The following is a 23,482-nucleotide window of genomic DNA, read 5'->3' as shown; positions in this document are numbered from 1 at the left end:
GCGTCGCGGCCTCGTGGGAAGGGGTCCTGCGGAGCGGCGGTGTCAGGGGGTGCCTCCTGCGGGGGAAGTGACGGGGGGACGTCGTACGGGGGAGCGCGACCGGCCCGGACGCGCCGGATGCCGGGCGTACCCGGGAGTCCGGGTGCGCAGGGCGTCCGGGGAGCGGGCGCTCCGGGGCGCCTGAGCGCGCGGGGTGCCGGGTGCTCCGGGACGTCCGGCGCGCCGGGTGCCGGGCGTGTCGGACGTACTCGGGCGTCCGGACGCCCCCGGTGTCCGGGTGCTCCGGATGGCCCGGGGCGCTTCCCGGCGGTCGTGCGCGCAGGCGCTACGCGGCGGCGGGGCGGTGGGGGCGGCGGCCCCGGCGGGAGCGGGTGGGGGCGCCGCGTCGTTCGCTCGCGGGGGCCGTGATGACGACGGGGACGCCGGACGGGGCCTGCGCGCCGGTGATGCGGCGCAGCTCGTCCCCGCCGGAGCGGACCTCGGTCACGCGGGGCCGGATGCCCGCGTCCGCCATGAGGCGGACCATGCCCCGGCGCTGGCCCGGGGTGACCAGGGTGACGACGCTGCCGGACTCGCCCGCGCGGGCGGTGCGTCCGCCGCGGTGCAGGTAGTCCTTGTGGTCGGCGGGCGGGTCGACGTTGACGACGAGGTCGAGGTGGTCGACGTGGATGCCGCGGGCGGCGACGTTCGTGGCGACCAGCACGGAGACGTGCCCGGTCTTGAACTGCGCCAGGGTGCGGGTGCGCTGCGCCTGCGACTTCCCGCCGTGCAGCGCGGCGGCCCGTACGCCGCTGAGGAGCAGGTCGCGGGTCAGCCGGTCGACGTCGTGCTTGGTGTCGAGGAACATGATCACGCGCCCGTCGCGGGCGGCGATCTCCGTCGTGGCGGCCTGCTTGTCGGAGCCGTGCACGTGCAGCACGTGGTGCTCCATGGTCGTGACCGCGCCGGCGGACGGGTCGACCGAGTGGACGACGGGGTCGTTCAGGTAGCGGCGTACGAGCAGGTCCACGTTGCGGTCCAGGGTCGCGGAGAACAGCATCCGCTGCCCCTCCGGCCGCACCTGGTCGAGCAGCTCGGTGACCTGCGGCATGAAGCCCATGTCGGCCATCTGGTCGGCCTCGTCGAGGACGGTGGTCTCCACCCGGTCGAGCGCGCAGTCGCCGCGTTCGACGAGGTCCTTGAGGCGGCCGGGGGTCGCGACGACGACCTCGGCGCCGGAGCGGAGTGCGTGCGTCTGGCGGCCGATGGACACCCCGCCGACGACGGTGGTCGTCCGGAGCCGCAGCGAGCGGGCGTACGGGGCGAGGGCGTCGGTCACCTGCTGGGCCAGCTCGCGGGTGGGCACGAGGACCAGGGCGAGGGGCCGCCGGGGTTCGGCGCGCTTCCCGGCGGTCCGGGCGAGCAGCGCCAGGCCGAAGGCCAGGGTCTTGCCGGAGCCGGTCCGGCCGCGGCCCAGCGCGTCGCGGCCCGCGAGGGTGTTCGGCAGGGTCGCGCCCTGGATCGGGAAGGGCACGGTCATGCCCTCGGCGGCGAGGGCGGCGAGCAGCGGGGCGGGCAGGTCGAGCGCGGCGAACGTCTCGACGGCCGGCAGCGCGGGGGTGACCGTCCGGGGGGGCGCGAACTCGGCGGGCGGGCCCGAGGGGGCCCGGCCGCCGCTCCGGGGACGGCCGCGGCCGGGGGGCTGCGAACGGGCGGAGCGGGCGGAGCCGGCGGAATGCGCGTGCGTGCGTGTGCGGTTCATGGCGAACCTTCCTCGATGCGGCGCGTATCAAGGAATTTCCGCGGCGGAAAGCGGCACGGACAATTGCGAGACAAGCCGGACCGAAATCGACGGGTCCTTCTATGCAAAGAGCTGGGGCCCGCACCCCAAGGTGCGGGCCCCAGCTCGTGCTGCGCGCGGCGCTCCGTGAGGAGCGCCGCGCGGCAGTGACAGCGTCAGGCGGAGACGATGTTCTCCGCGGTCGGGCCCTTCTGGCCCTGCGCGATGTCGAAGTTCACCTTCTGGCCCTCCTGGAGCTCACGGAAGCCCTGGGAGGCGATGTTCGAGTAGTGGGCGAACACGTCGGGGCCGCCACCGTCCTGCTCGATGAAGCCGAAGCCCTTTTCCGCGTTGAACCACTTGACGGTACCGGAAGCCATGTCTTTTCTCCTTCGGGGCAGTGCTCGGAAATCCACACCGTGCGGATTCCGTGTCGCCGCGATGATCGCCCCAGCCGGAAAGGACCGGCACTTCTCATGACCGTTGATGCTCATGCTTCGGGAACCACAACTGCAACTGATGTCGAAGGTAGCACGGTGAACGGCGGAGTGCGGTGTGAGTAATTCTTTCCGCGTGGTCCGGTGAGAAATCCTCACGGCGCGTGGTGCTGAATTCTCACTTCGCGGGAACAGATTTCTTCCGCCGGCTCGTCACCTCTTCACGCCCGAGTTCACCTCTTCATGCCCCAGCTCACCTCTTCACGCCCGAGACGACGAGGAACGGCGGGTGGTCGGCCTCCGCCGGGCGGCCGCCCAGGAGGGACGAGTGCCGGGGGAGGACGGGCTCGTGGACGTCCAGGTCGGTGAAGCCGGCCTTGCCCAGGACGTCGAGGTAGGTCCGGCACGGCCAGTGGTGGTCGGTCAGGTCGAGCCGCCCGGCGCCGTCCGGCAGTTCGAGGCGGGTCGGCCGCGCCTCGCCCTTGGTGTAGACGCGGCCGGGCTCGCCGGTGCGGAAGGTGGAGAAGCGGATGCCGGTGCTGCGCGGGTTGGCGTCGAGGACGGCGTACCGGCCGCCGGGGCGCAGGACGCGGTGGACCTCGGCGGCGATCTCGTGCAGGGTCTCGACCTCCCCGACGGTGACGTAGACGAAGCAGGACATGGCGGCGTCCACGGAGCCGTCGTCGAGGAACGCGAGGCGCCCGTCGCCCTCGATCAGCCGGTGCTCGATCCTCGGGTGCGCGTGCCGTGCGCGGGCGACGGCCAGCATGTGCGGCGAGACGTCGGCGGCCACGACCCGCGCGCCGGAGGCCTCGACGATCCGGGCGGCGACCTTGCCGGGCCCGCAGCCGTGGTCCAGGACCGTACGGACGGCGGAGGAGCCGATGCCGAGGGCGTGGAAGACGGCCGGGTAGCCGATGAGGCGCTCGGGGAGGTCGTCGTAGGAGTCGTAGCCCTCGGCGGCGTCGCCGGAGTCGGCTTCCTTCCATGCGGTGCTGTTGCTCATGCGGGTCGCCTTTCGGCCTCGGCGGGCAGGGGGAGCATCGACGCTGACAGGGGGAGCGTCGACGGTGATCCACTTCTCCCGGAACGTACTGCTTGTCCCCTGGTGCCGGTATCAGCCCGGCCGGCCGTGTCGAACTGCTCCGGGGGCGCCGTTCCCGCAGGTCGGGGCGGGTGCGGCGGGCCCGCCGGAGGCCGGTGCCGCCAGGACGTCACCCGTCCAACGGGTGAACCCCGGCCCGGCCCGTCGTACGGAACCGCAGGTCGGAGGGGGCGGGGCCGTCAAGGCGACGGGTGGAGGGGCCGGGGGCGCCCCCTCACCCGCCCGGGCCAAGCCCTCCCCCGCCGCCGGGCGCCGCCCCCGCCCCCGTGGGTTGATGGGAGGCACGGGGCCGCCCGCAGCGGGCGTGCCGTCGAGCCGTCGAGCGAAGGGGAAGCCGTGGCGCTCCACGAGATGAAGGCCCCGACGAGCACGGACGCGAGGACGGACGTGTTCGCCTCGCCGCTCAGCGAGCGGGTCCTGCCGAAGTACCGCATGCCCGAGGAGCCCTCCCTGCCGGAGGCCGTCTACGCGATGCTCCACAACGAGCTGCTGCTCGACGGCAACGCCGCGCAGAACCTGGCGACGTTCTGCACGACCTGGTCGGACGACGAGGTCCGGCGCCTGATGGACGAGTGCCTCGACAAGAACATGATCGACAAGGACGAGTACCCGCAGACCGCCGAGATCGAGGCGCGGTGCGTGAACATCCTGGCCGATCTGTGGAACGCCCCCGAGGTGGTGGGCGGCCGCGCCATGGGCTGCTCCACCACCGGCTCCAGCGAGGCCGCCATGCTGGGCGGCCTGGCCCTGAAGTGGCGGTGGCGGGAGCGGCGCCGGGCCGAGGGCAAGCCCGTCGACCGGCCCAACATCGTCGCCGGGCCGGTCCAGATCTGCTGGGACAAGTTCGCCCGCTACTTCGACGTCGAGCTGCGCCAGGTCCCGCTGGAGGAGGGCGCGACCGGCCTGCGGCCGCACCAGCTGCGCGAGTACGTCGACGAGAACACGATCGGCGTCGTCGCGATCCTCGGCGTCACCTTCACCTGCGACTACGAGCCGGTCGCGGAGATCGCCGCCGAGCTCGACCGGATCCAGGAGGAGACGGGGCTCGACGTCCCGATCCACGTGGACGCGGCCAGCGGCGGCTTCGTCGCCCCCTTCCTCCACCGGGACCTGGTCTGGGACTTCCGGCTCGAACGGGTCTCCTCCATCAACGCCTCCGGCCACAAGTACGGCCTCGCGCCCCTCGGCGTGGGCTGGGCGGTCTGGCGCACCGCCGACCTGCTGCCGAAGGACCTGGTCTTCGACGTCAACTACCTCGGCGGCGACCTGCCGACCTTCGCCCTCAACTTCTCCCGGCCCGGCGGCGAGATCGTCGCCCAGTACTACAACTTCCTGCGCCTGGGGCGGGCCGGATACCGGCGCGTCCAGGGGGTGTGCGCGGAGACGGCCCGGTACCTGGCCGGGCAGGTGGCGGAGATGGGCCCGTTCACCCTGCTGTACGACGGGCAGGGAGCGCTGCCGGCCGTCTCGTACACCCTCGCCGACCCGGCGGGCGCGGGCTTCAGCCTGTACGACCTCTCCGACCAGCTCCGGATGCGCGGCTGGCAGGTCCCCTCGTACCCGCTGCCCGCCGACCGGCAGGAGACCGTGATCCAGCGCGTCCTGATCCGGCACGGGGTGGGCCGGGACGAGATCGACCTGCTCGCCCGGGACATGCGCGACTCCCTGGAACGCCTCCGGCGGGGCAAGCCGGCGGACGAGGAGCGCGCGGGCTTCCACCACTGAGCCGGGTCCGGGGGCGGGCCGATCGAACCGGGGCCGGGGCCGATCGAGCCGGGTCCGGGATCGGTCAGGATCCGAGAAGCGCCGTCCGGGCGCCCGAAGTTAGCGTGAGGTCCATGGACATCACCATCCACACCACCTTCCTCCCGCACGACGACCCGGACGCCGCCGTCGCCTTCTACCGCGACGCCCTCGGCTTCGAGGTCCGCAGCGACGTCGGCGAGGGGACGATGCGCTGGATCACGGTCGGCCCGCCCGGGCAGCCCGGCACGTCGATCCTGCTCGCGCCGCCCGCCGCCGACCCCGGGGTCACCGAGGAGGAGCGCCGCGTCGTCACCGAGATGATGGCCAAGGGCACGTACGGCTGGATCCTCCTCGCCACCCCCGGCCTCGACGCCGTCTTCGCGAAGGTGAGGGACGCCGGGGCCGAGGTCGTCCAGGAGCCGACGGAGCAGCCGTACGGCATCCGGGACTGCGCCTTCCGCGACCCGGCGGGCAACCTGATCCGCGTCCAGGAACTCCGCTGACCCGTCCGGTCCGGAAGGAGGGGGTCGCCATGTGCCGTCCCGCGTGGGCCCGCGCCCGCATCGAGGCGCGGCGTTCGGAGGAGCCGGAAGGGTTCGAGGGGCCGGAAGAGTCGGAGGAGCCGGAGGGGCCGGTCCGCGAAGGGGCCGTGGGGGAGGAGTGCGCCGCGTCCGCACCTCCGGGCCCTCCAGGACTGCCGGAGCCCGGCAGTGTCCTCACGGCCGGCGGATGACGCGGTAGGAGCGCACCACCGGTGAGGGCGAGGGGGGAGGGCGGCATGGCGAGGTCGCGGAGCGGGGCGGTACGGGGGCACTCGGCGTACTGGGGGCCGGGTGCGGGTTCGCCTCCCTGCCGGCGCGCCTCAGGGCGCGACTCGTCGACGCGGCCTGGCCGGTCCGGCCCTGATCCCGGCCCCGGCCCCGGTACCGGCTCAGGCCCCCGTCCCCTCCCGCCGCTCCTGGCGCGCCAGGACCTCCGCGACGCGTGGCGGCCGGTACGACGGGCCCTTGAGGACCTTGCCGTCCTCGCGGAGGACCGGGCGGCCGTCCGGGCCGAGCTTCGACATGTTGGCGCGGTGGACCTCGGCGAGGACGGCGTCGAGGTCCACGCCGTGGACCAGGGCGGTGCCGTACGCGATGTAGACGACGTCGGCCAGTTCGTGCGCGATGTCCACGAGGCGGCCCCCCTCCGTCGCCTCCGCGACCTCGGCCACCTCCTCCTCCAGGAGCGCCTGGCGGTGCCGGGCCAGCTCCGGCGGGACGGCGGCCGGGCCGCCGGAACCGGTGCCGAGGCCGAAGGCCCGGTGGAACTCGCGGACCAGGTCCTGCGGGGTGGGGGCGGTCATGAGGCCTTCCTCTCGTGCAACTCTCTTCCTTTCCATGACGGTTGACTTCCCCCGAAGCGAAGTGCCGGGCGGGGGAGCACGGATGCGAGGCCCCGCCGCTTCCTCGCGCGGGACGGGCGCGGGACGGGCGCGGGACGGACGCGGGATAGGATCGCACCCCGTCGGGGAGGGGAACGCGGGGCTCCGGAAGATCCGGGGGCCCGAACGGAAACAACGGCGTCGCAACGCACGAGCACGGCCGCCCGGACCGTTCCGGCCCCCGATCGTGGAAATCGCCCGGAGCGGGTGTGCGCCCCACTCGTGCCGAGGACGGCGGAACCGGGCCACCGACCCCGAAAGGCGGGACCGTGCGCTTCCTGACCGTGCCGGGCTACACCGGCTCCGGACCGAACCACTGGCAGACCCACCTGGAGAACACCTACGAGGGCTTCTCCCGGGTGGTCCAGGACGACTGGGAGACCGTCGACCGCGACCGCTGGGTCGCCCGGCTCGACGAGGCCGTGCGCGCCGTCCACGGCGAGGTCTTCCTCGTCGGCCACAGCTGCGGCTCCGTCACCGTCGCCCAGTGGGCCGCCACGTGCCACGACGCGCGGGTCACCGGCGCCCTCCTGGTCGCCCCGGCCGACGTCGAGGCCCCCGGCGCGCCGGCCGCCATCCGCCGCCAGGCGCCCCTGCCCGCCTCCGTACTGCCGCTGCCGGTCCACCTGGTGGTCTCCGACGACGACCCGTACCTGTCGCGGGAGCGCGGCGCGGCGCTCGCGGACGCGTGGGGCGCCACCGTCGAGGTCGTCCCCGGCGGCGGCCACCTGGCCACCCGGGACGGCTACGGCCCCTGGGACCACGTGGCGACCCTGATCGCACGCCACTCCGGAGCAGTACTGAGGAGACGCCCGGGCGCGACGGCCGCCGGCGAACTCGCGGACGAGGGCGTCGTTTAGGCCGGGGTGCCTCCGTACTGGTCGTGCACGACGACCCCGTACCTCCGGCCGAACGCGTGGACCGCGTCCGGCAGACGGGGCGCGGAGCCGAGCGGGGAGAGCCGCCGCGTACGGATGCGGAGGACCAGGTCCGTCCATCCGTCGCGCCGTACGAGTTCCAGCGTCCTGATCCTGCTCCAGGGGATGACCACGAGGTTGCCGTGCGGGCCCACGCCGATGCCGCGGGCGTGGAGCGTGGGCCCGTCCTCGACCGTGCCGAGCAGGCCCAGGAACCGGACGTTCAGGAAGAAGGCGGTGACCCCGGTCGCCGCCGGGACCGCGACGGGGGGACCGTACGTGCCGCCCAGCACGGTGCCGAGGACGAGTCCGGCCAGGGCCGGCGCGTTGCGCAGGATCTGCCGGCCCCAGACGCGTTCGGGCACGTGGTAGACGGCGGTCGGGAGCGAGGGCGCCCGGGGGCGGCCCGCCGGCCGGCCGGTCACGCGGGCGCGGTCAGCCCCGCCACGGCCCTTCCCGGTCCGAGCAGTCGTGCACGGAGAGCTCGGCCACGGCGGCGTCCCGCACCCGTTCGAGGGCGGCGATGTGGGGCAGGACGTCCGGCAGGGGCGTGCAGAAGGTGACGGAGGCGGTCAGGAGGTCCTCGTCGAGGCCGCCGAACGACAGCGAGACGTACGCCCGTACCGCGTCGTCCCCGAAACGGTCCCGCGCCGCGCGCAGACAGGCGGCGGAGTACGCCAGGCACCGGCGCAGCAGCACGCGCGCCCGCTCGTCCACGGCGGCGGGCCCGACGGGGAGGTCGTGGTCCGTCATGCCGCGCCCGTTGACCGTGGTCTCCTCCGCCAGGCGGTCGGAGTGGAACCCGTCCCGCTCGGGCCGGAGGGCGGTCAGCACCCGCGCCCCGCTCCCGGTCGTCGACCACCCCTCCTCCACGACCTCCCGGAACAGCGGGGGCACGTCCGCCGGGGAGGGCGTGTCCGGCCCCGCGTCCGCCAGGAGCCGCCTCATCCACGGGTTGGTCCGCACGCCTCCCCCTCACCGCGTACGAAGGGGCCCCCGCACCTCACTGCGACGCGTCGCAACTCATGCAGCGGCTCACGGCCACCCGCTCGGTGTTGCCGTGGGTGGCGCGGAGCGGGTCGGAGGGGGAGAGGCGCCGCCACGCCCCGGCGGACGGTGCGGGCACCCAGCCGTAGTGGGGCGGCCGGACGTCGGCCGGTTCGATGTGCCTGCACCCCGGAAGGTGCGCCTTGCCGCCGGCGTGGACGATGATCGCGGCCGCCGGCCACCCGTCCCACACGCCGGCGGGCGCGCCACCGCGGGGCGTACGCGGGGCGCAGTCCGCGCAGTTGTGCATCTCGTGGCGCTCGCAGTACCGCATGCCCCCACCCTGTCAGCCCCCGGACCTTCCCACCAACCACCTCCCGGCTTCCCGGGCTCGGGCCGGTGCCGATGACGACGGGCGCGACGCTCGTCCGCGTTCATGGGGGTGGCCCCGATCCACCTCGTCCCGGCCGCCCCGGCCCCGGGGGCCGTGTGACCCGGCCCACATCGCCGGGAGCGATGACTCCGCCCCGTACCGCCGGTCGTACAAGCGAAACCACCGACGGAAGGAAGGCCCGCCATGGCCCACACGCTGACCGCCCCGCACGACGTCGTCTCCGGAGCGTCCGCACCGCGCCCGGCGGCACGCCGGGCCGCGAGCGGCGGCATGGCGGCGGGCCCGCTGTTCCTGGCGGCCGGGCTCGCCCAGGGCTTCGCGCGGGACGGCTTCGACTTCACCCGGAACGCGATCAGCCAGCTCGCCCTGGGCGAGGCGGGCTGGATCCAGACGGTGAACTTCGTACTCACCGGCGCGCTGCTGCTCGCCGGCGCGGCCGGACTGCGACGGGCGCTGCGCGGCGGTGCGGGCGGTACGTGGGGCCCGGCCCTGGTCGGCGTGTTCGCCGTCTCCTTCTGGGTCGCGGCGGCCTTCCCGGCCGACGCGGGGGCGGGCTTCCCCGCCGGGGCCCCCGAGGCGACCGCGATGAGCGGGCACGGAGCCGTCCACATGCTCGGCGGAATGGTCGGCTATCTCGCCCTGTGCGCGGCGTTCGTCGTCCTGGCCCGTCCGCTCGCCGCCCGGGGCCTGCGGGGCTGGGCCGTCGCCACCCGCCTCGTACCGGTGGTCGTCCTCGCGGGCTTTACGGCCTCGGCCGCCTCCGTCCTGGCCTTCACCGCCGGCGCGGGGCTCGGCCTGCTGTGGCTGGCCGCGGTGACGGCCCGCCTGACCGGCATCCCGGCGAACCGCTAGGGCCTGTCCGGCGGATCATGGCCGGAGCCGCGACGCCTGGCACGGCACCTCGCCGCGTTGCCGAAACGGCCCGATAGCTCCGCTATCGACCCGCCCCGGCGCCTTGCGAGGCACCGCACCAGACGACGCGGCCTACCCGACCCTGATCCGCCGGACAGGCCCTAGCCGACCGTCGCCCCCACGGGCATCATCGACACCACCAAGATCATCACGATCACCACGCTACGAAACGGGGACACCCATGAGCGCCGAAGTGAAGGGCCCTGCCAGCTACTTCCCGTCCATCGAGAAGAAGTACGGCCGTCCGATCACCGAGTGGAAGGACCTCATCCGCACCTCCCCGCTGACCAAGCACATGGAGCTCGTCAACTGGCTCAAGTCCGAGCACGGCCTGGGCCACGGCCACGCCAACGCCCTCGTCGCCCACACGCTCGCCGAGGACAGCGGCCGGTGAACGGGAGCGTGATCACGCCGTCCGGCTCGTGGTGACTCCTCCGAGCACCTCACGGAGTACGTGCCCCAAGACGTCCGGCCGCTCCAGGTGGACGTCATGGCCCGTCCCGGGGACGCTCAGGGCCACGGTCTCCGGCCGTCGCCGGAGCATCTCGCCGATCTCCTCGGGCGGGATGATGCCGACCTGGCCGAGGACGGCCAGGGTCGGGCAGGCCACCTTCGACCACTCGTCCCAGAAGGACCGCCGGGCGTTCTCCGCCAGCGATCCGACCATCACGTCGCGGTCGAAGCGCGGCCACCAGCCGCCGTCGCGCTCCACGAGGCCGGCCGCCCACCCCTCGCCGACCGGACCGCCGCCGAGGAACTCGACGGCGGCCTCCCGTGACGGGAACGGCCGGGGCCAGGCGTCGAGCCAACCCCCTATCTCCGCCTGTACGTTCGGGTTCGGACCGCCCGGACCGGCCTCCACCAGGACGAGGGCGCGGAAGAGCCCGGGGTGCGCGGCGGCGGCGAGCATGGCGGTGTGGCCGCCCAGCGACTGGCCCACCAGGACGGGCCGCCGGAGGCCGAGCCCTTCGAGTACGGCGACGACGTCCGCGACGTACGCGGACCGGGAGACGTTCCGAGGGCGGCGCTCACTGGCGCCGTGGCCGCGCTGGTCGACGGCCACGACCCTGTGGCGGGGGCTCAGGTCGCGGGCGACGGCGTCCCATTCGCCCGCGTGCCCGGCCAGCCCGTGCAGCAGGACGACGGGGGTCCCCGATCCGCCCCAGTCGCGGCAGGAGAGTCGGACGCCGTCGCGTTCCACGGTGCGTTCGGACCAGGTCATGCGGCCTCTTTCCCGTCCTGGAAGACCGGCTGTCGCGGTCTGGTGCTCGGCGGTGGTCGGCGGTGCTCGGCGGCGGTGATCAGCGGTGGGCGGCGAGGAAGACCCGGGTGCCGGCGGCGGCGTACCGGTCGAGGTCGGCCTCGGTGTGCTGGGAGCGTCCGGTGAACATGGCCCTGTTCACCGGAATCCACAGCAGCAGCCCGGAGAAGTGGTTCGCGGCCAGGAGCGCGTCGTCGATGCGGAGCAGCCCTTCGTCGGCCAGGCGCCGGAAGGTCGAGGCCAGACGGGCGAGCCCCCGCTCGAAGCCCTTCTCGTACCACTCGGTGCCCAGGTCGGGAAAGACGTCGGCGTTGGCGATGATCAGGCGCCGCAGCTGGATGACCCGGGGATGGGTGAGGGTGTCCAGGAACTGGCGGGCGAGCCGGGTCAGGTTCTCTTCCAGGGCGGCGGCGTCGGCCGGGACGTCGGCCAGCAGGTCGATCGCGGTGTCGAGCCGGTCGGTGGTCGCCAGGACGATCTCGGCGAAGAGCTTCTCCTTGTCCGAGAAGTGCTTGTAGACGGTCTGCTTGGAGACCGCGGCCAGCTTCGCGATGTCGTCCATGCTCGTCCCCGCGTACCCCTTGTCCAGGAACACGGCGGTCGCGGCGTCCAGGATCGCCTGGTGCTTGCGTGCCGAACGGCTGTCCATCTGCGTCTCCTTCTGTCCGGCGTTCCCCGCCCCCGAAGGGTACTGGACTGACCAGTACTCGTGTGAGTACTGTACCGTCCAGTTCCGAAGCGGTGGGGTCCTCCGGCCGAACCGCGTACCTATGGGGGTTCTCGCATGGACAAGGTCTTCTCGGTCGACGGCACGGCCATCGCCTTCGAGCGGCGGGGCGCGGGCCCGGCGCTGGTACTCGTCGGCGGCGCCTTCATGACGCGGCACGCGTCGGCGGAACTGGCCGACCTGCTGTCCGGACACTTCACGGTGTTCACCTACGACCGCCGGGGCCGCGGCGACAGCGGCGACGGGCCGTCCTACGACGTGCGGCGCGAGGTCGAGGACCTGGACGCGCTGATCGAGCGCGCGGGCGGAGAGGCCATGCTCTTCGGCATGTCGTCCGGCGCCGTACTGGCGCTGGAGGCCGCGGCCCGGGGGAGCGCCGTGACCCGACTGGCCCTGTACGAGCCGCCCTTCGTCACCGACGACAGCCGCCCGCCGCTGCCCGCCGACTACGTGGCCCACCTGGAAGGGCTCGTGGAGCGGGGCGCGTACGGCGACGCGGTGGCCTACTTCATGACCGCGGCCGTGGGCCTGCCGGCCGAGGCCGTCGAGGGCATGCGGCAGGCACCCTTCTGGGCCGACATGGAGGCCACCGCCCCCACGCTGCCCCACGACGGACGGATCATGGGCGAGACCATGTCCGGCCGCCCCCTCTCAGGCGACCGCTGGCGTACGGTGACGATCCCCGTCCTCGTCGGCAGCGGCGACGCGGGCGCGCCCCACATGCTCACCGGCGCGCGGGAACTCGCCGCGCTCGGCGGGAACTTCACCCTCCAGGTCTTCCCCGGCCAGGAACACGACATCGCCCCGCACCTCCTCGCCCCCGCCCTGACGTCCTTCCTCACCGCCGGGGCCCGGCCATGAGCAAGCCCTCCACCGGTCCGGTGCGCACGCCCCGGTGACGCGGAGACCCGCGGCGGACTCCTCCGCGCGGACACCGGTCGGTACCGCCCCGCCCGCCTTCGGCACACCGTCGCTCAGGCCCGGTTCGCGGTACGGCGAGAGCCCCGGCGGGCCCGGGGCGAGGCAGCGGGCCACCGCGCGGGCGGCCACTGCCGACGACGCGGGAAAGGGGGAGCAGTCCGCTCAGGGGGTGCTGTCCGCCGGGGCGACGCGGGCGAGTGCGCCGATCTCCAGCGCGGTCCACAGGGCGCCGTCGGGGCCGGGGGTGATGACGGTCGGCCCGCTGTCGGGGGCGAGGCGGTGGCTCGTCGGCTCCCGGCCGGGGACGAGGCGCCCGATCCGGTCGCCGTGGACGAGGGTGAACCACAGGGCGCCGTCCGGTCCCGTGGTGAGGGCGTAGGGTCCGGCCGCGGGGTCGGCCACCGCGTGCTCTTCGATGGACACCTGGGGCACATGGTTCAAAGGGACTTGTCCCATCCGTGTTCGGTGGCGATGCGGGCGATGTCGGCCGGTGTTCCGGCCATGATGGTGCGGGCGTGCTCGGTGACGAGGTCGGAGGGCCAGTCCCACCAGGCGGCGCGCCGCAACCGGTCGATGCCGGCGTCGTCGTAGCGCTGCCGGATCGGGTGACAAAGTGCTGCTCCTGGGGAGGGGTGTGACCGGGCTGCGGCGGAAGGGGGCCGGACTGCGGCCGAGGACCGCACTCCGCGATGGGGTGCGGTCCTCGGGGCGTGCGGTTACGAGGTCCAGCCGCCGTACGGCACGGTGATGAGTTCCATGGCGTGCCCCGCCGGGTCCATGAAGTACACGCCGCGGCCACCGTCGTTGTGGTTGACCGTGCCGGGCTGCTTCCGGTGGGGGTCGGCGTAGTGCTCGATGCCGCGCTGTCTGATCTGCGCGTACGCCGAGTCGAACTCCTCCTCGGAGATCAGGAAGGCGTAGTGCTGGGGGGTGATGCTGTCCGCGGGGACGGTGGCGAAGTCCAGGGTGACGCCGTTGCCCAGGGCGACCGCGATGAACGGACCCCATTCGGCGGTGATCTCAAGACGGAGAAGGTCCGCGAAGAACTCGGCGGACTCCCGGTTGTCCCGGGCGTGGACGATCGTGTGATTCAAATCGACTGACAAGGAATGCCTCCGAAGGCATGTCCCGACACCTCCATGCCTCACCCAGCCGGTGACCGACACGCGATGTCGCCGTAGACCCTAACCCCAACTCCCCAGTGAATCAAGAGGAGTTGGCGTGGGCTGCCTCTGCCGTCCGCTGTTCACCGCCTCTACGGGAACGAGGTCCGGGCCGTGGCGCGCGCCCGCAAGGAGGAGGACGAGCATCTGGTCGCCGGCCCGCCTGGAGGGCGCGACCCGTCCAAGGCCGCAGGTCGCCCTCGGCGGTGTGAGCCGAACGGCCGGGGCCAGTGCGGCGGCGCGGCAGGAAAGTGCAGGGCCCGTGCAGGAAGCTGACATGTCCAACAGGCCCGACGCTGCTGTCCCGATGGCATCGTCTTCCTTGTCGGAACGACCCGTCAGGCCAAGGGGGAAGCAAGTGAACGCCCAATCCAGGCGCCGTTCGGTTCACGTCAGGCCGGTCATCGTCTTGGCCGTGTCCGCGGCCATCGTCTGGGGATCGACAGGTACGGCCGGTGCCACCGCGGAGCATCGGCCCGTGCCGTCGGCGTCAACACGGGAAAACGCTTCGCACGACCTGGTGGGGCGGGCGCTCAAGAGATTGTGCGAGAAGCACACGGGCGACCGCGTGCTGCCGCTGCCCGTCAACCGGCTGTGCACGCCGGTCAACGGCTGGCAGTGAACCGACGGACCGGAAGAAAAAACAACGGGAGAAGACAGTGAAGAAGGCAATTGCCGGTGCCGGTGTGGTTCTCGGCGGCGTCGCCGCCCTGCTCGCCATGCAGGCCCCTGCCCAGGCCGCGGCACCGTTGGTGACCGCCTCCGCCGCTCAGACGGCCGAGCCGGAGATCGACATGAAGCCGATGTGGATCGGTTCCGTGGCCAAGGCCGCGGTCGTCCACGGCAAGGCACTGGCCGGCACCCAGGCCATCCGCAGCCAGGTCGGCAACGTGGTCCGGATCGCGAGCCTCGGTTCCGCCCCGGCGGACACCACCAGCAAGGGCGCGCCGTCCGTCGAAGAGGTCTTCGACAAGTGACGAGTCACCTCGTGACCAGGAGGGCGGTGCTGCTCGGCGGCGCCGCCCTCCTGGGCCTTCACTTCGCCCTCGCCGCCTTCTCCCAGGCCCCCGCCACCCCGTTGAAGGTCCGGCACTTCGACGAGGTGAAGGGCTACCTGAACCCCTACTTCGCACAGAACTGGATGCTCTTCGCGCCGGACCCGCTCGCCGACGACCGTGGCGTGCTGGCCCGGGCCCAGTGCCGGGACGGGAGCGTCACCGACTACCACGACGTCACCACCACCTACGTGCGCGAGGCACAGGAGAGCAGGTTCTTCCCCTCCCGCATGTCACGGTTGGTCTCCGCGCCGATGCAGTCCATCAACGCGACCGACCCGCTGCTCGACCGGCTGCGGGAGAAGCACGAGGACGACATCGCGAAGGACCGGAAGGACCGGAAGGACGGTGGGGGCGAGGTCCGCCTGATGCCGGAGGAGCAGAAGGCGCAGGACAACGCGGTCCGCTTCCTTTCCCGTTACTCACTGACCCAGATGCCCGACGCCTGCGGCGGTGATCCCCAGCGGATCCAGGTGCGCATGTACGTGCGCGAACTGCCGCCCTGGTCGAAGCGCAACGCCCCGGCGAAGGCCGGCGAGGACACGGTGCAGGTGCAGGACTTCGACTGGCTGAAGGCGGACGAGCTGCGGTGATCACCTCACTTCGCGCGCGCCTGCGCGCCCGGGCGAGCCGTTCCCTGACCTCGCTGGACCGGATCGGCTCCACGTCGTTCGCCGTCCTGGGAGTCTCCGGCACGCGGGTCCTGCTCGGCTTCGTCGGCTTCATGTTCTACGCCTCGCAGTACGCCGATCGGCACTATCTCTTCGGCCCCTCGGGCGTCGAGTCCTGGAGCCGTTTCCTCACCGTCCTGGACGAGACGGACACCTTCAGCCTCTACGCGGTCAGCACCTCGACGGCCTGGTTCGAGCTGGTCTTCCACCTCGGCATGCTGCTGGCGCTCGGGGTCACGCTGGGCGTCGGAGGACGACCGGTGCTCGCCCTGCACGGGGTGTTCCTGTGGTCGGTCTACCAACGGAACCAGTTCCTGCTCGACGGCGGCGACAACCTGGCGTACCTCGTCATCCCCATGCTGATGCTGACCCGCTGCTACGACAGGCTCTCCCTGACGAGCGGCCTGGCCGGGCGGGTCAAGGACCGGCTGCCCGCCGGGCTGCGCGCCGCACAGACCCCGTTGCACAACCTGGGCGTGCTCGCCGTCGCGGCGCAGATCTGCCTCGTGTACGTCACCAGCGGCCTCTACAAGGTGCAGGGCAAACTGTGGCAGGACGGCACGGCGCTCTTCTACATCATGCGCATCCCGGAGTTCGAACTCCCGGGATTCTCACGGCTGGTGTACGGGAACGATCTGCTGGTGATCGGCGGCACCTACGCCACCACCCTGTTCCTGGTCTACTTCCCCCTGGGAGTGCTCGTACCGAAGCTACGCCCCTGGGCGGCCGTGGCGTCGATCGGCTTCCACCTGTCGATCGCCTTCTTCATGGGGCTCACCGGGTTCGCCCTCACCATGGTGGCCTGCGACCTGATCTTCCTGAGCCGGCCGCTCTCCGCGGGGATCCGACTGGCGGGCCGGGTCCGCGACCGCGTCACGGCGGCCGTACGGGAACGGGCCGGACGGCCGGAACGGTCCGCCGTCACGGCGACGCGGACGGCCTCCGCCGAGAATGCTGGCTGATCGCCCGGACGGGGCGTACGACACGAACGGGAGTCAACTGTGGCGATGGTCGGACTGTTCTGGATCACCGCGGACGCGGTGTACGTGGGTGCCCCGCCGGGCACCGAGGGCCGCGGGGTGCGGCTGACCGAGCAGGGCGTGGAGGCCCGCGAGGCCGGTGACCACCGGACGTGGACGTGGGAGGAACTGCGCTCCGCGACCGTCGAGGGCGCCCCGGTGCGCGGCGTCTCCCGCCGGCGGCTGGCGCTCGCCGTGGAGGCCGTGCTCACGGCGGCACTGGGCGGCGTCGGCGAACCGCCGGAGATGCTGCTGCGGCTCGAAACCGCGTCCGGTACGGAGGAGTTGTCCGTCCACTCGGCCGCCGCCGGTGCGTACGACGAGGAGGAGTTCACCCTCTCCCAGGACCTCCTCGCCCGGTTCGTCGACGGCGACGCGTCTCCCCGGACGCTCACGAGGTGGGCAGGGGGCGCGGGCGATACGACCCCGAAGCCGCCCGAGCGTCGGGCGCTGCTGCGGAAATGGACCGGCGGATGAGGCGGTTCCCGCGCCCCGCCCCGATGCGCGCGACCTCCGGCACCGGCTCCGTACGGGCCGAGCACGGCCACGACCCGGACGCGTACGTGGAGATCGGCTCCCTCACCGAGGCGCTCACCGGAACCCCGCCGGCACGGCCGTCCGGGCGGTCGTGCACCGGCTCGGCGGCCGGCCCGGCCGGACGGACCGGGTCGGGCCGAAGCCGCTCGCCGAGGCGAAGAAGGCCCCGCGGGACCGAGGAGACCCCGAGATGACGGCAACCGGATGACGGCCGTCGACGTCACCGTCGTCGGCAGCGGCCCCAACGGGCTCGCCGCCGCGGTCACCATGGCACGCGCCGGTCTGCGCGTCGAAATCCGCGAACGTGCCGATGACATCGGCGGCGGGCTGCGCACCGCCCCGCTCTTCGACAGCGAGGTCGTGCACGACATCTGCGCCGCGGTGCACCCCATGGCCCCCGCCTCGCGGTTCTTCCGCGAGTTCGACCTCGCTGCCCGAGGGGTGGAACTGCTCCACCCTCCGATCTCCTACGCCCAACCCCTCGACGGGCGGCCCGCCGCACTGGCACACCGCGACCTCGCGGCCACCTGTGCCGGACTCGGCGCCGACGGCGCCCGGTGGCGCAGGCTCATGGAGCCCCTGGTCGCGCACAGTACGGGCGTCGTCGACTTCGTGCTGTCCGGGCAGCGGTCCCGGCCCGACGACCTCGCCGCCCCGGCCCTGCTGGCGTCGCGCGTCCTGCGTCACGGCAGCTCCTTCCACGGGTTCGCGACCGAGGAGGCGTCCGCGCTGCTGACCGGCGTGGCCGCGCATGCGGTCGGGCGGCTGCCCAGCCTCGCCTCCGGTGCGACAGCCGTGCTGCTCGGGCACCTCGGCCACAGCACGGGGTGGCCCCTGCCGAAGGGCGGCAGCACCGTCATCGCCCGCGCACTCGCCGACGACCTGGTGGCGCACGGCGGCCGTATCCGGACCGGAGCGCCCGTCGCCGACCTGCGGGAGCTGCGGGGCGCACGGGCCGTCCTGCTGGACGTGGCGCCGAAGGGGTTCCTCGCCCTCGCCGAGGACAGGTTGCCGACCCGCTACGCGAAGGCCCTGGCGCGCTTCCGGTACGGCCCCGGCGCGGCGAAGGCGGACTTCCTGGTCTCCGCGCCGATCCCGTGGCTCGACCCCGAGGTCGGCCGCGCGGGCACGGTTCACCTCGGTGGCAACCGTGCCACGATGCTGCGGCAGGAGACCCTCGCGGCGCGCGGTGTCCCGACCGACGAACCGTTCGTCATGCTCGTCGATCCCGCCGTCACCGACCCCGGACGGGAGGTGCGGGGCAGGCGGCCGGTCTGGGCTTACGCGCACGTGCCCAACGGCGACACGCGTGATCCGCTGCCGATGATCCGGGCCGCGATCGAGCGGCACGCTCCCGGCTTCGCGGACACGGTCCTGGCCGAGCGGGCCGTCACCGCCGCGGACCTCGAGGCGTACAACCCGAACTACGTGGGCGGCGACATCCTGGCGGGGGCCATCACGCTCACCCAGTCCCTGCTGCGCCCCGTGCCCCGGTTCGACCCCTACCGGACTCCGCTGCGCGGGGTGTACCTCTGCTCGGCGTCCACATCGCCCGGACCCGGCGTGCACGGCATGTCCGGCTACTGGGCCGCGCGCTCCGCCCTGCGGAACGAGTTCGGCATCCGTACGCCTCCGGTTCTCGGCCCGGCGTCATGAGCGGCGGGAACAGCGGCTCCGAGGTGGAGGTCCGTGTCGTGCGCCTGGCCGCGAACTCGCCCGCCGCTCCCCTGACGGTGATCCGCCTGTTGGCCCTGCTGCCACCGGACTGGCCCTGCTCCGCACGGGTGTCGGCGGACCGGATCACGCTGCGGGTCGGGGCCGGTCCGGACGCGGCGCGCGCGGCCGTGACCGGGGCGCTGCGGGACCGCGCGCTGCGCGGCTGGTCCCTGGCCGACGCTCACGAGTGAGAGGTCAGATCCAGCCACGCTCGCGAGCCAGCAGAGCGGCCTGCGGCCGTCCCACCGCGCCGAGCAGCTGCATCAGGTCAGCCACGTGGCGCCGGTAGCTGCGGACGGAGATGCCGAGTTCGCGGGCGCCGATCTCGTCCTTGCTGACCCGGCACATCGATTCCAGGACGCGCCGTTCCAGCTCGGTCGGCCGGTCGGGACCGTCGCCGTCCCCGTCGTGCGACGGAAGGGGCTCCGCCTCGCTCCAGATCTTCTCGAACAGGGCGAGCACATGGGCGACGAGACCGTCCTCACGAACGAGCAGTGCGCCGCGCGCGGTGTCATCAGGGTCCACGGGCACCAGGGCGGTGCTGCGGTCGTAGACGAGGACACGCTCGGTGACGGCCTGCGCGACCCGGATCTGCGCGCCCTGCGAGGCGAGTTCGCGCAGGTAGCCGACGGTGGGCGGATGGCCGAGTGCCATGCGCGGTACGACGCTTCGGATCCGCACGCCGCGCCGCAGGCAGCGCTGGTCGAGGGGACGGGCGTGGGCGATGTTCTCGGGCGTCAGCTCGACGTGCGGTTCGACCGAGAGGATCTCCTCGCGCGCGAAGAAGGCGAGGTCGTCGATCCGGGCGCGGATGCGCTCGACGTCCGCCAGCCGCTCGATGCGCGGAGCGGAAACCGCCTCCCTGGGCTGCTCCCGGCGCAACTCGGCGACCAGGTGCCGGGCTTGCGTGACCCGGGCGAGCTCCCTGTGGAGCTCCCGCAGACACAAGTCGGTGAGGCGGTCCACGGTGGTCTCCGGGTCCGCGGCCGCGAGCGCGCCCGGTCCGGTGCGGTTCAGCACCCCCAGCGCGCACAGGCGGCGCACGCTCGCGTCCACCTCGCGCCGATCCAGACCCAGCAGGGTGTGGATCTCGTCGTCGGAGGTGTCCGGATTCCTCAGGAAGTGCCGGTACACGGCCTCTTCAGGGGCGGACAGCCCCAGCCCGGACATGTCCGATCCCATCGCGTCGCCCCCGTACGTCCGCAGTCCCGGCCAACCCTGCGCACAGCGGCCAGGATGGTCGGTCCCGCCCTGGCGCGAGGCCATTCCGTGACAAAGAGTCTACCCGCGTGGACGGAGTGCCACTTCGACACCGGGCCGACCGGCCCGCACCGGTGTTGCCCAGGACCCTGAGCTTCTCGCACGACGGCGAAGCCCCAGGTCTCTGACCTGGGGCTTCGTCTCTACGAGCGGATGACGGGAATCGAATCCGCGCCACAAGCTGGGGAATCACCGCTGCTTCGGCCGTCCATCTTGGAGGGCGCGGACGGGGCACGTGCCGGCTCCCGCTCGGCGGTCCGGTGCGGCTGGACGGGTGTAGTTCGGCACCGGCCCCGGCGCCGTTTGCCGGAAGCGCCGCTCGGCCGGATTACATGGGCCTGCGCCTCGGCGTGGGGCGTGCCGGTGCCCTTCACGGTTCCGGACCCGACGACGGGAAGAGCACCATGGCAGAGCGCCACCCTCGTAACCGCACCGGCCGCGGCCCGCTACGTCGCGGGCTCGCCGCCGCCGCGCTCGCGGTCGGCATGCTGACGGCCTCGTCGGCCCCCGGATACGGCACCGGCCCGACCGCACCGGCGCCCGGCCCCCAGTTCACGCCCTTGACGGCGGCCGTGATGACCGAGCCGGCGCCGTTCCGCGCCACGGACGGCAAGACGCACCTCTCGTACGAGCTGCTCACCACGAACGCGCTGCCCAGCAGCGCACGGGTGAGGCTCGACCGCGTCGAGGTCCGGGACGTCCGCACGCGCCGGGTGGTGGGCTCGCTGAGCGGGCAGGCGCTGGCCGATGCCGCCAACCCGGTGGGCGACCCCCTGCCGGGTGCGGACGGGTACACCCCGGCGCCGCCGGGGCCGGTGCCGACCGTCATCCCGGGCTCCCAGCAGTGGGTCGTCTGGCTCGACCTGGTCCTCGACCGCGGTCAGCGGGTGCCCAGGGTCCTCGAACACCACCTCTCGGGCGCCGTCCTCACCGCCTCCGGCCCCTCCCCCTTCGAGGAGACGGTCCAGATCACCCCGACCGACCGCACCGAGCCGCTGAACCTGGACGCGCCGGTCCGTCCCGGCACCTGGTACTCCAGCGAGTCGTGCTGCGGCAACACCCACCACCGGCGCGGCCTCGGCCCGATCAACGGCCGCTTCTACGTGCCGCAGCGCTTCGCGATCGACTGGTACCGGGTCGGCGAGCAGGGGCAGACCTGGGAGGGCGACCCCGCGCGGCTCGCCAGCTACCTGAGCTACCGGCAGCCCGTCGTGGCGGCGGCCGGCGGCAGGGTGGTGGAGGTCCAGGACGGGATCCCGGACAACACGCCGCCCGTCACGCCGCCGGTCCCGCCGATCGAGGAGACCGTCGGCAACCACGTCACCGTGGAGGTCGCGCCCGGCCGCTACCTGCTCTACGCCCACCTGACGCCCGGCTCGATCGAGGTCCGGGAAGGCGACCACGTCGAACCCGGCCGGGTCCTCGGGCTGATCGGCAACAGCGGCAACTCGACCACCCCGCACCTGCACTTCCAGGTGATGACCACGCCCGAGTTCTTCCCGACCGACAGCCCGCCGTTCACCTTCCGGAAGTTCCGCGTCGTCGGACAGGTCGAACCCCGGATCTGGGACGACAACCTGGGCATCCAACCCACCGGCGTCCTCCCCATCACGCCCTCCCCGTACGACGGCCCCCACCACGCCCGCTATCCGCTCGACCGCGAGGTGCTGGAGTTCTGACCGCTCCCGGCCACCCCGGCGCGTGACGCCCGGAGAGGTCTGGACAACGACGAAGCCCCAGGTCTCTGACCTGGGGCTTCGTCTCTACGAGCGGATGACGGGAATCGAACCCGCGCCATAAGCTTGGGAATCACCGTCACTCGACTTGGCCAACCCTGGCTCGAGCTGCGAAAACGTGCTCCGAGACGGCTTTTCGAATGCCCTCGAACACTCCCCGAGCACCCCTGTTGACCGCTGTTCACCGCCTTGAAGGGCACGGCCGGGGCACGGTGCCGGAGGCGAACGGGACGCGGCGGCCGGACGGTTTCCCGACAGGGGGCGGTTCGGCGGCGAGATCGCGCGAGTACGGCCACCGGGCGCCGTCCGGCGGGCCGGCCGGGGAGGCTCGCGGTGTCGGCACCGGGCGTGCCGGGCGGGTGGGAGGTGGGTGCCGGTCATGAGGCCGACCCGTCCCCGGGCTTCCGTGAGGGGTACGTACGAGGCGCTCCCGGCACCTCCGACGCACTCCGCGCAGGAGCCCGGCGAGGGCGTACGACCGGGTCCCTCCTCGCGGCCGCGCCGCCTGACACGAGGGTTTCCGTCATCCACGCCATTCGACGAGGACGAGCGTCGCGTCGTCGGTGGTGGCCCCGTCACGGGCGCGTACGAGCGTGTGGGACAGGTCGCGCGCCACGGCACGGACGCTCCGGTCGGCCCGGTCCAGTCGGTGGACGCAGTCGATCAACCGGTCCTCGCCGAACTGTTCCCGTCCGCTCTCGTGCTCCTCGACCAGGCCGTCGGTGAAGCAGAGGACGCGGTCGCCGGGTTCGAGCGTCACTTCGCCGATCTGCGGCTGGTCCCCTCCGAAGCCGACGGGGAGGGTCGTGGGACTGTCCAGGCGGCGTACGACGCGGTGCTCGCGGACCAGCATGGGGGCGGGATGCCCGGCGTTGACCCACTGGAGACGGCCGGTGTCCGTGTCCAGCCGCATCATCTGCGCGGTGACGAAGTGGTCGGGGGCGAACTGCTCGGCCACGGCCCGGTCCATGAAGAGGTAGATCTCGGACAGCTCGACGCTGATCCGGCGGGCGTGCCGGTACGCGCCGATGGCCACGGTCGCCATGGTCGCCGCGTCCAGGCCGTGTCCCATCGCGTCGATCACGGCGAGGTGGAGGGCATCGCCGTTCAGGGCGTAGTCGAAGCTGTCGCCGGCCACGTCGTAGGCGGGTTCCAGGACCCCGGCGACCGCGACGCGGGGCATCGACATGGCCAGCGGCGGCAGGAGCGACCACTGGATCTCCGCGGCGACGCTCATCGGTTCGCCGCGGCGGGTGCGGAAGAAGAGGTCGGTGTAGCCGTTCTTGGTCTGCAACAGGTCGGCGACCAGACCCGCGACCCTGCGCAGGATGCGGCGGTCGTCGTCGTCGACCGCGTCCAGGGTGACGGCCAGGACCCCGGCCTGGTCGCCGCCGTCCAGCAGGGGCAGGTGGACCCGTACCCCCTCGGCCGACGCGGTCTCGACCGGGCGTGAGGTGAGGAAGCACCGGCCGGCATCCGAGTGGTCGACCGGCAGCGGCTCGCCGCCCGCCAGGCCTTCCCCGGGAAGGGGCACCAGCCTCTGCTGCCCGTAGTCCTGGAGCAGGATCTGCGACTCCCGGCCCCCGAGCCGGGCCAGCAGGTCGGCGACGGCGGGCCCGACCCGGTCGGGCGGCAGCTCGTGCGCGCGGTCCAGGAGCCCGCCCAGCAGCGCCTCCCCGAAGCCTTCCGAGCGGTCGGGGCCCCCGTGCTCGTACCGTCCGACGGTCATCCGGGGC

General features: G+C 73.1%; 28 protein-coding genes. 14 read left to right on the top strand and 14 right to left on the bottom strand.

All coding sequences use genetic code 11. The features are described 5' to 3' along the window. Positions 1-325: 325 nt before the first annotated feature. From CP977_RS16830 to CP977_RS16820, 3 genes are all read right to left on the bottom strand, one after another. Entirely contained in the window at positions 326-1,741 is a 1,416-nt protein-coding gene (locus CP977_RS16830) for a DEAD/DEAH box helicase (protein ID WP_152370385.1), read from the bottom strand. Positions 1,742-1,935: 194 nt separating this feature from the next. Beyond that, on the bottom strand, positions 1,936-2,139 hold the full coding sequence (locus CP977_RS16825) for a cold-shock protein (RefSeq protein ID WP_030206327.1): 204 nt from the start codon (positions 2,137-2,139) through the stop codon (positions 1,936-1,938). A gap of 310 nt (positions 2,140-2,449) precedes the next feature. Next, positions 2,450-3,202, bottom strand: coding sequence for a class I SAM-dependent methyltransferase (locus tag CP977_RS16820; RefSeq protein ID WP_062753992.1), 753 nt, complete (start codon positions 3,200-3,202; stop codon positions 2,450-2,452). A gap of 435 nt (positions 3,203-3,637) precedes the next feature. On the opposite strand from CP977_RS16820, the gene gad reads away from it, so the two are divergent. Both gad and CP977_RS16810 read left to right on the top strand, forming a co-directional pair. After that, the gene (gene gad / locus CP977_RS16815) at positions 3,638-5,026 is read left to right on the top strand and encodes a glutamate decarboxylase (protein WP_372460702.1); all 1,389 of its coding nucleotides are present in this window, start codon (positions 3,638-3,640) and stop codon (positions 5,024-5,026) included. A 113-nt stretch (positions 5,027-5,139) separates the two neighbouring features. After that, entirely contained in the window at positions 5,140-5,550 is a 411-nt protein-coding gene (locus tag CP977_RS16810) for a VOC family protein (RefSeq protein WP_109186833.1), read from the top strand. 428 nt (positions 5,551-5,978) lie between these two features. Here CP977_RS16810 and CP977_RS16805 read toward each other — a convergent pair whose 3' ends face one another. Then, positions 5,979-6,392, bottom strand: coding sequence for a pyrophosphohydrolase domain-containing protein (locus tag CP977_RS16805; protein WP_062753998.1), 414 nt, complete (start codon positions 6,390-6,392; stop codon positions 5,979-5,981). Positions 6,393-6,739: 347 nt separating this feature from the next. On the opposite strand from CP977_RS16805, the gene CP977_RS16800 reads away from it, so the two are divergent. Beyond that, complete coding sequence (locus tag CP977_RS16800) at positions 6,740-7,330, top strand: RBBP9/YdeN family alpha/beta hydrolase (protein WP_152370384.1); 591 nt, start codon at positions 6,740-6,742, stop codon at positions 7,328-7,330. Here the strand turns inward: CP977_RS16800 and CP977_RS16795 are convergent. From CP977_RS16795 to CP977_RS16785, 3 genes are read right to left on the bottom strand one after another with little or no spacing between them, the layout of a single operon-like run. Further along, complete coding sequence (locus tag CP977_RS16795; RefSeq protein WP_152370383.1) at positions 7,327-7,812, bottom strand: hypothetical protein; 486 nt, start codon at positions 7,810-7,812, stop codon at positions 7,327-7,329. The two genes, CP977_RS16800 and CP977_RS16795, sit on opposite strands and share 4 nt — an antisense overlap. 10 nt (positions 7,813-7,822) lie before the next feature. After that, a complete protein-coding gene (locus CP977_RS34465) occupies positions 7,823-8,353 on the bottom strand; it encodes a hypothetical protein (protein WP_229991606.1) in 531 nt (176 codons plus the stop codon). A gap of 37 nt (positions 8,354-8,390) precedes the next feature. Then, positions 8,391-8,708, bottom strand: coding sequence for a hypothetical protein (locus tag CP977_RS16785; protein ID WP_062754002.1), 318 nt, complete (start codon positions 8,706-8,708; stop codon positions 8,391-8,393). Positions 8,709-8,951: 243 nt separating this feature from the next. On the opposite strand from CP977_RS16785, the gene CP977_RS16780 reads away from it, so the two are divergent. After that, complete coding sequence (locus CP977_RS16780) at positions 8,952-9,620, top strand: DUF998 domain-containing protein (RefSeq protein ID WP_062754004.1); 669 nt, start codon at positions 8,952-8,954, stop codon at positions 9,618-9,620. Between the two features lie 241 nt (positions 9,621-9,861). Next, positions 9,862-10,074, top strand: coding sequence for a DUF4287 domain-containing protein (locus CP977_RS16770; RefSeq protein WP_062754006.1), 213 nt, complete (start codon positions 9,862-9,864; stop codon positions 10,072-10,074). A gap of 12 nt (positions 10,075-10,086) precedes the next feature. On the opposite strand, the gene CP977_RS16765 is transcribed toward CP977_RS16770, so the two are convergent. Continuing rightward, positions 10,087-10,902 carry an alpha/beta fold hydrolase gene (locus tag CP977_RS16765; RefSeq protein ID WP_152370382.1) on the bottom strand — a complete coding sequence of 272 codons (816 nt, stop codon included), beginning with the start codon at positions 10,900-10,902 and terminating at the stop codon, positions 10,087-10,089. A 79-nt stretch (positions 10,903-10,981) separates the two neighbouring features. Continuing rightward, a complete protein-coding gene (locus tag CP977_RS16760; protein WP_062754010.1) occupies positions 10,982-11,590 on the bottom strand; it encodes a TetR/AcrR family transcriptional regulator in 609 nt (202 codons plus the stop codon). Positions 11,591-11,725: 135 nt separating this feature from the next. Here CP977_RS16760 and CP977_RS16755 point away from each other — a divergent pair, with 135 nt between their 5' ends. Next, positions 11,726-12,529 (top strand): alpha/beta fold hydrolase, encoded by an 804-nt coding sequence (locus CP977_RS16755; protein ID WP_152370381.1) that lies wholly within the window; start codon positions 11,726-11,728, stop codon positions 12,527-12,529. Positions 12,530-12,751: 222 nt separating this feature from the next. Here the strand turns inward: CP977_RS16755 and CP977_RS16750 are convergent, their stop codons facing one another. The 3 genes from CP977_RS16750 to CP977_RS16740 all read right to left on the bottom strand — a co-directional run bounded on the left by CP977_RS16750 (position 12,752) and on the right by CP977_RS16740 (position 13,695). After that, the gene (locus tag CP977_RS16750; protein WP_372460701.1) at positions 12,752-13,012 is read right to left on the bottom strand and encodes a virginiamycin B lyase family protein; all 261 of its coding nucleotides are present in this window, start codon (positions 13,010-13,012) and stop codon (positions 12,752-12,754) included. A gap of 14 nt (positions 13,013-13,026) precedes the next feature. Beyond that, positions 13,027-13,155: a hypothetical protein gene (locus CP977_RS35210; RefSeq protein ID WP_260321829.1), complete on the bottom strand. Its 129-nt coding sequence runs from the start codon at positions 13,153-13,155 to the stop codon at positions 13,027-13,029. 150 nt (positions 13,156-13,305) lie between these two features. Continuing rightward, on the bottom strand, positions 13,306-13,695 hold the full coding sequence (locus CP977_RS16740; protein ID WP_152370380.1) for a VOC family protein: 390 nt from the start codon (positions 13,693-13,695) through the stop codon (positions 13,306-13,308). A 472-nt stretch (positions 13,696-14,167) separates the two neighbouring features. Here CP977_RS16740 and CP977_RS16735 point away from each other — a divergent pair, with 472 nt between their 5' ends. The 7 genes from CP977_RS16735 to CP977_RS16705 all read left to right on the top strand — a co-directional run bounded on the left by CP977_RS16735 (position 14,168) and on the right by CP977_RS16705 (position 18,941). Next, positions 14,168-14,374, top strand: a complete 207-nt coding sequence (locus CP977_RS16735) for a hypothetical protein (RefSeq protein WP_152370379.1) — start codon at positions 14,168-14,170, stop codon at positions 14,372-14,374. A gap of 37 nt (positions 14,375-14,411) precedes the next feature. After that, a complete protein-coding gene (locus tag CP977_RS16730) occupies positions 14,412-14,729 on the top strand; it encodes a hypothetical protein (RefSeq protein ID WP_152370378.1) in 318 nt (105 codons plus the stop codon). Next, entirely contained in the window at positions 14,726-15,400 is a 675-nt protein-coding gene (locus CP977_RS16725; protein ID WP_152370377.1) for a DUF5819 family protein, read from the top strand. Before CP977_RS16730 ends, CP977_RS16725 begins: the two co-directional genes overlap by 4 nt. Further along, positions 15,397-16,440, top strand: a complete 1,044-nt coding sequence (locus CP977_RS16720; protein WP_062754022.1) for an HTTM domain-containing protein — start codon at positions 15,397-15,399, stop codon at positions 16,438-16,440. Before CP977_RS16725 ends, CP977_RS16720 begins: the two co-directional genes overlap by 4 nt. 45 nt (positions 16,441-16,485) lie before the next feature. Then, complete coding sequence (locus CP977_RS16715) at positions 16,486-16,974, top strand: hypothetical protein (protein WP_062754024.1); 489 nt, start codon at positions 16,486-16,488, stop codon at positions 16,972-16,974. 264 nt (positions 16,975-17,238) lie between these two features. Next, a complete protein-coding gene (locus tag CP977_RS16710) occupies positions 17,239-18,690 on the top strand; it encodes a phytoene desaturase family protein (RefSeq protein WP_152370376.1) in 1,452 nt (483 codons plus the stop codon). Next, positions 18,687-18,941, top strand: a complete 255-nt coding sequence (locus CP977_RS16705; protein ID WP_063915162.1) for a hypothetical protein — start codon at positions 18,687-18,689, stop codon at positions 18,939-18,941. Before CP977_RS16710 ends, CP977_RS16705 begins: the two co-directional genes overlap by 4 nt. Before the next feature lie 4 nt (positions 18,942-18,945). On the opposite strand, the gene CP977_RS16700 is transcribed toward CP977_RS16705, so the two are convergent. Next, on the bottom strand, positions 18,946-19,920 hold the full coding sequence (locus CP977_RS16700; protein ID WP_372460700.1) for a helix-turn-helix transcriptional regulator: 975 nt from the start codon (positions 19,918-19,920) through the stop codon (positions 18,946-18,948). A 494-nt stretch (positions 19,921-20,414) separates the two neighbouring features. Here CP977_RS16700 and CP977_RS16695 point away from each other — a divergent pair, with 494 nt between their 5' ends. Next, on the top strand, positions 20,415-21,689 hold the full coding sequence (locus CP977_RS16695; RefSeq protein WP_152370375.1) for a M23 family metallopeptidase: 1,275 nt from the start codon (positions 20,415-20,417) through the stop codon (positions 21,687-21,689). A gap of 580 nt (positions 21,690-22,269) precedes the next feature. Here the strand turns inward: CP977_RS16695 and CP977_RS16690 are convergent. Next, positions 22,270-23,475 (bottom strand): PP2C family protein-serine/threonine phosphatase, encoded by a 1,206-nt coding sequence (locus CP977_RS16690; protein WP_062754034.1) that lies wholly within the window; start codon positions 23,473-23,475, stop codon positions 22,270-22,272. Positions 23,476-23,482: the final 7 nt, after the last annotated feature.

Origin of the sequence: Streptomyces cinereoruber (genome assembly GCF_009299385.1) — a bacterium.
GTDB classification, from domain to species: Bacteria; Actinomycetota; Actinomycetes; order Streptomycetales; family Streptomycetaceae; genus Streptomyces; species Streptomyces bikiniensis.
This window is presented reverse-complemented; position numbering and strand designations above follow the sequence as displayed.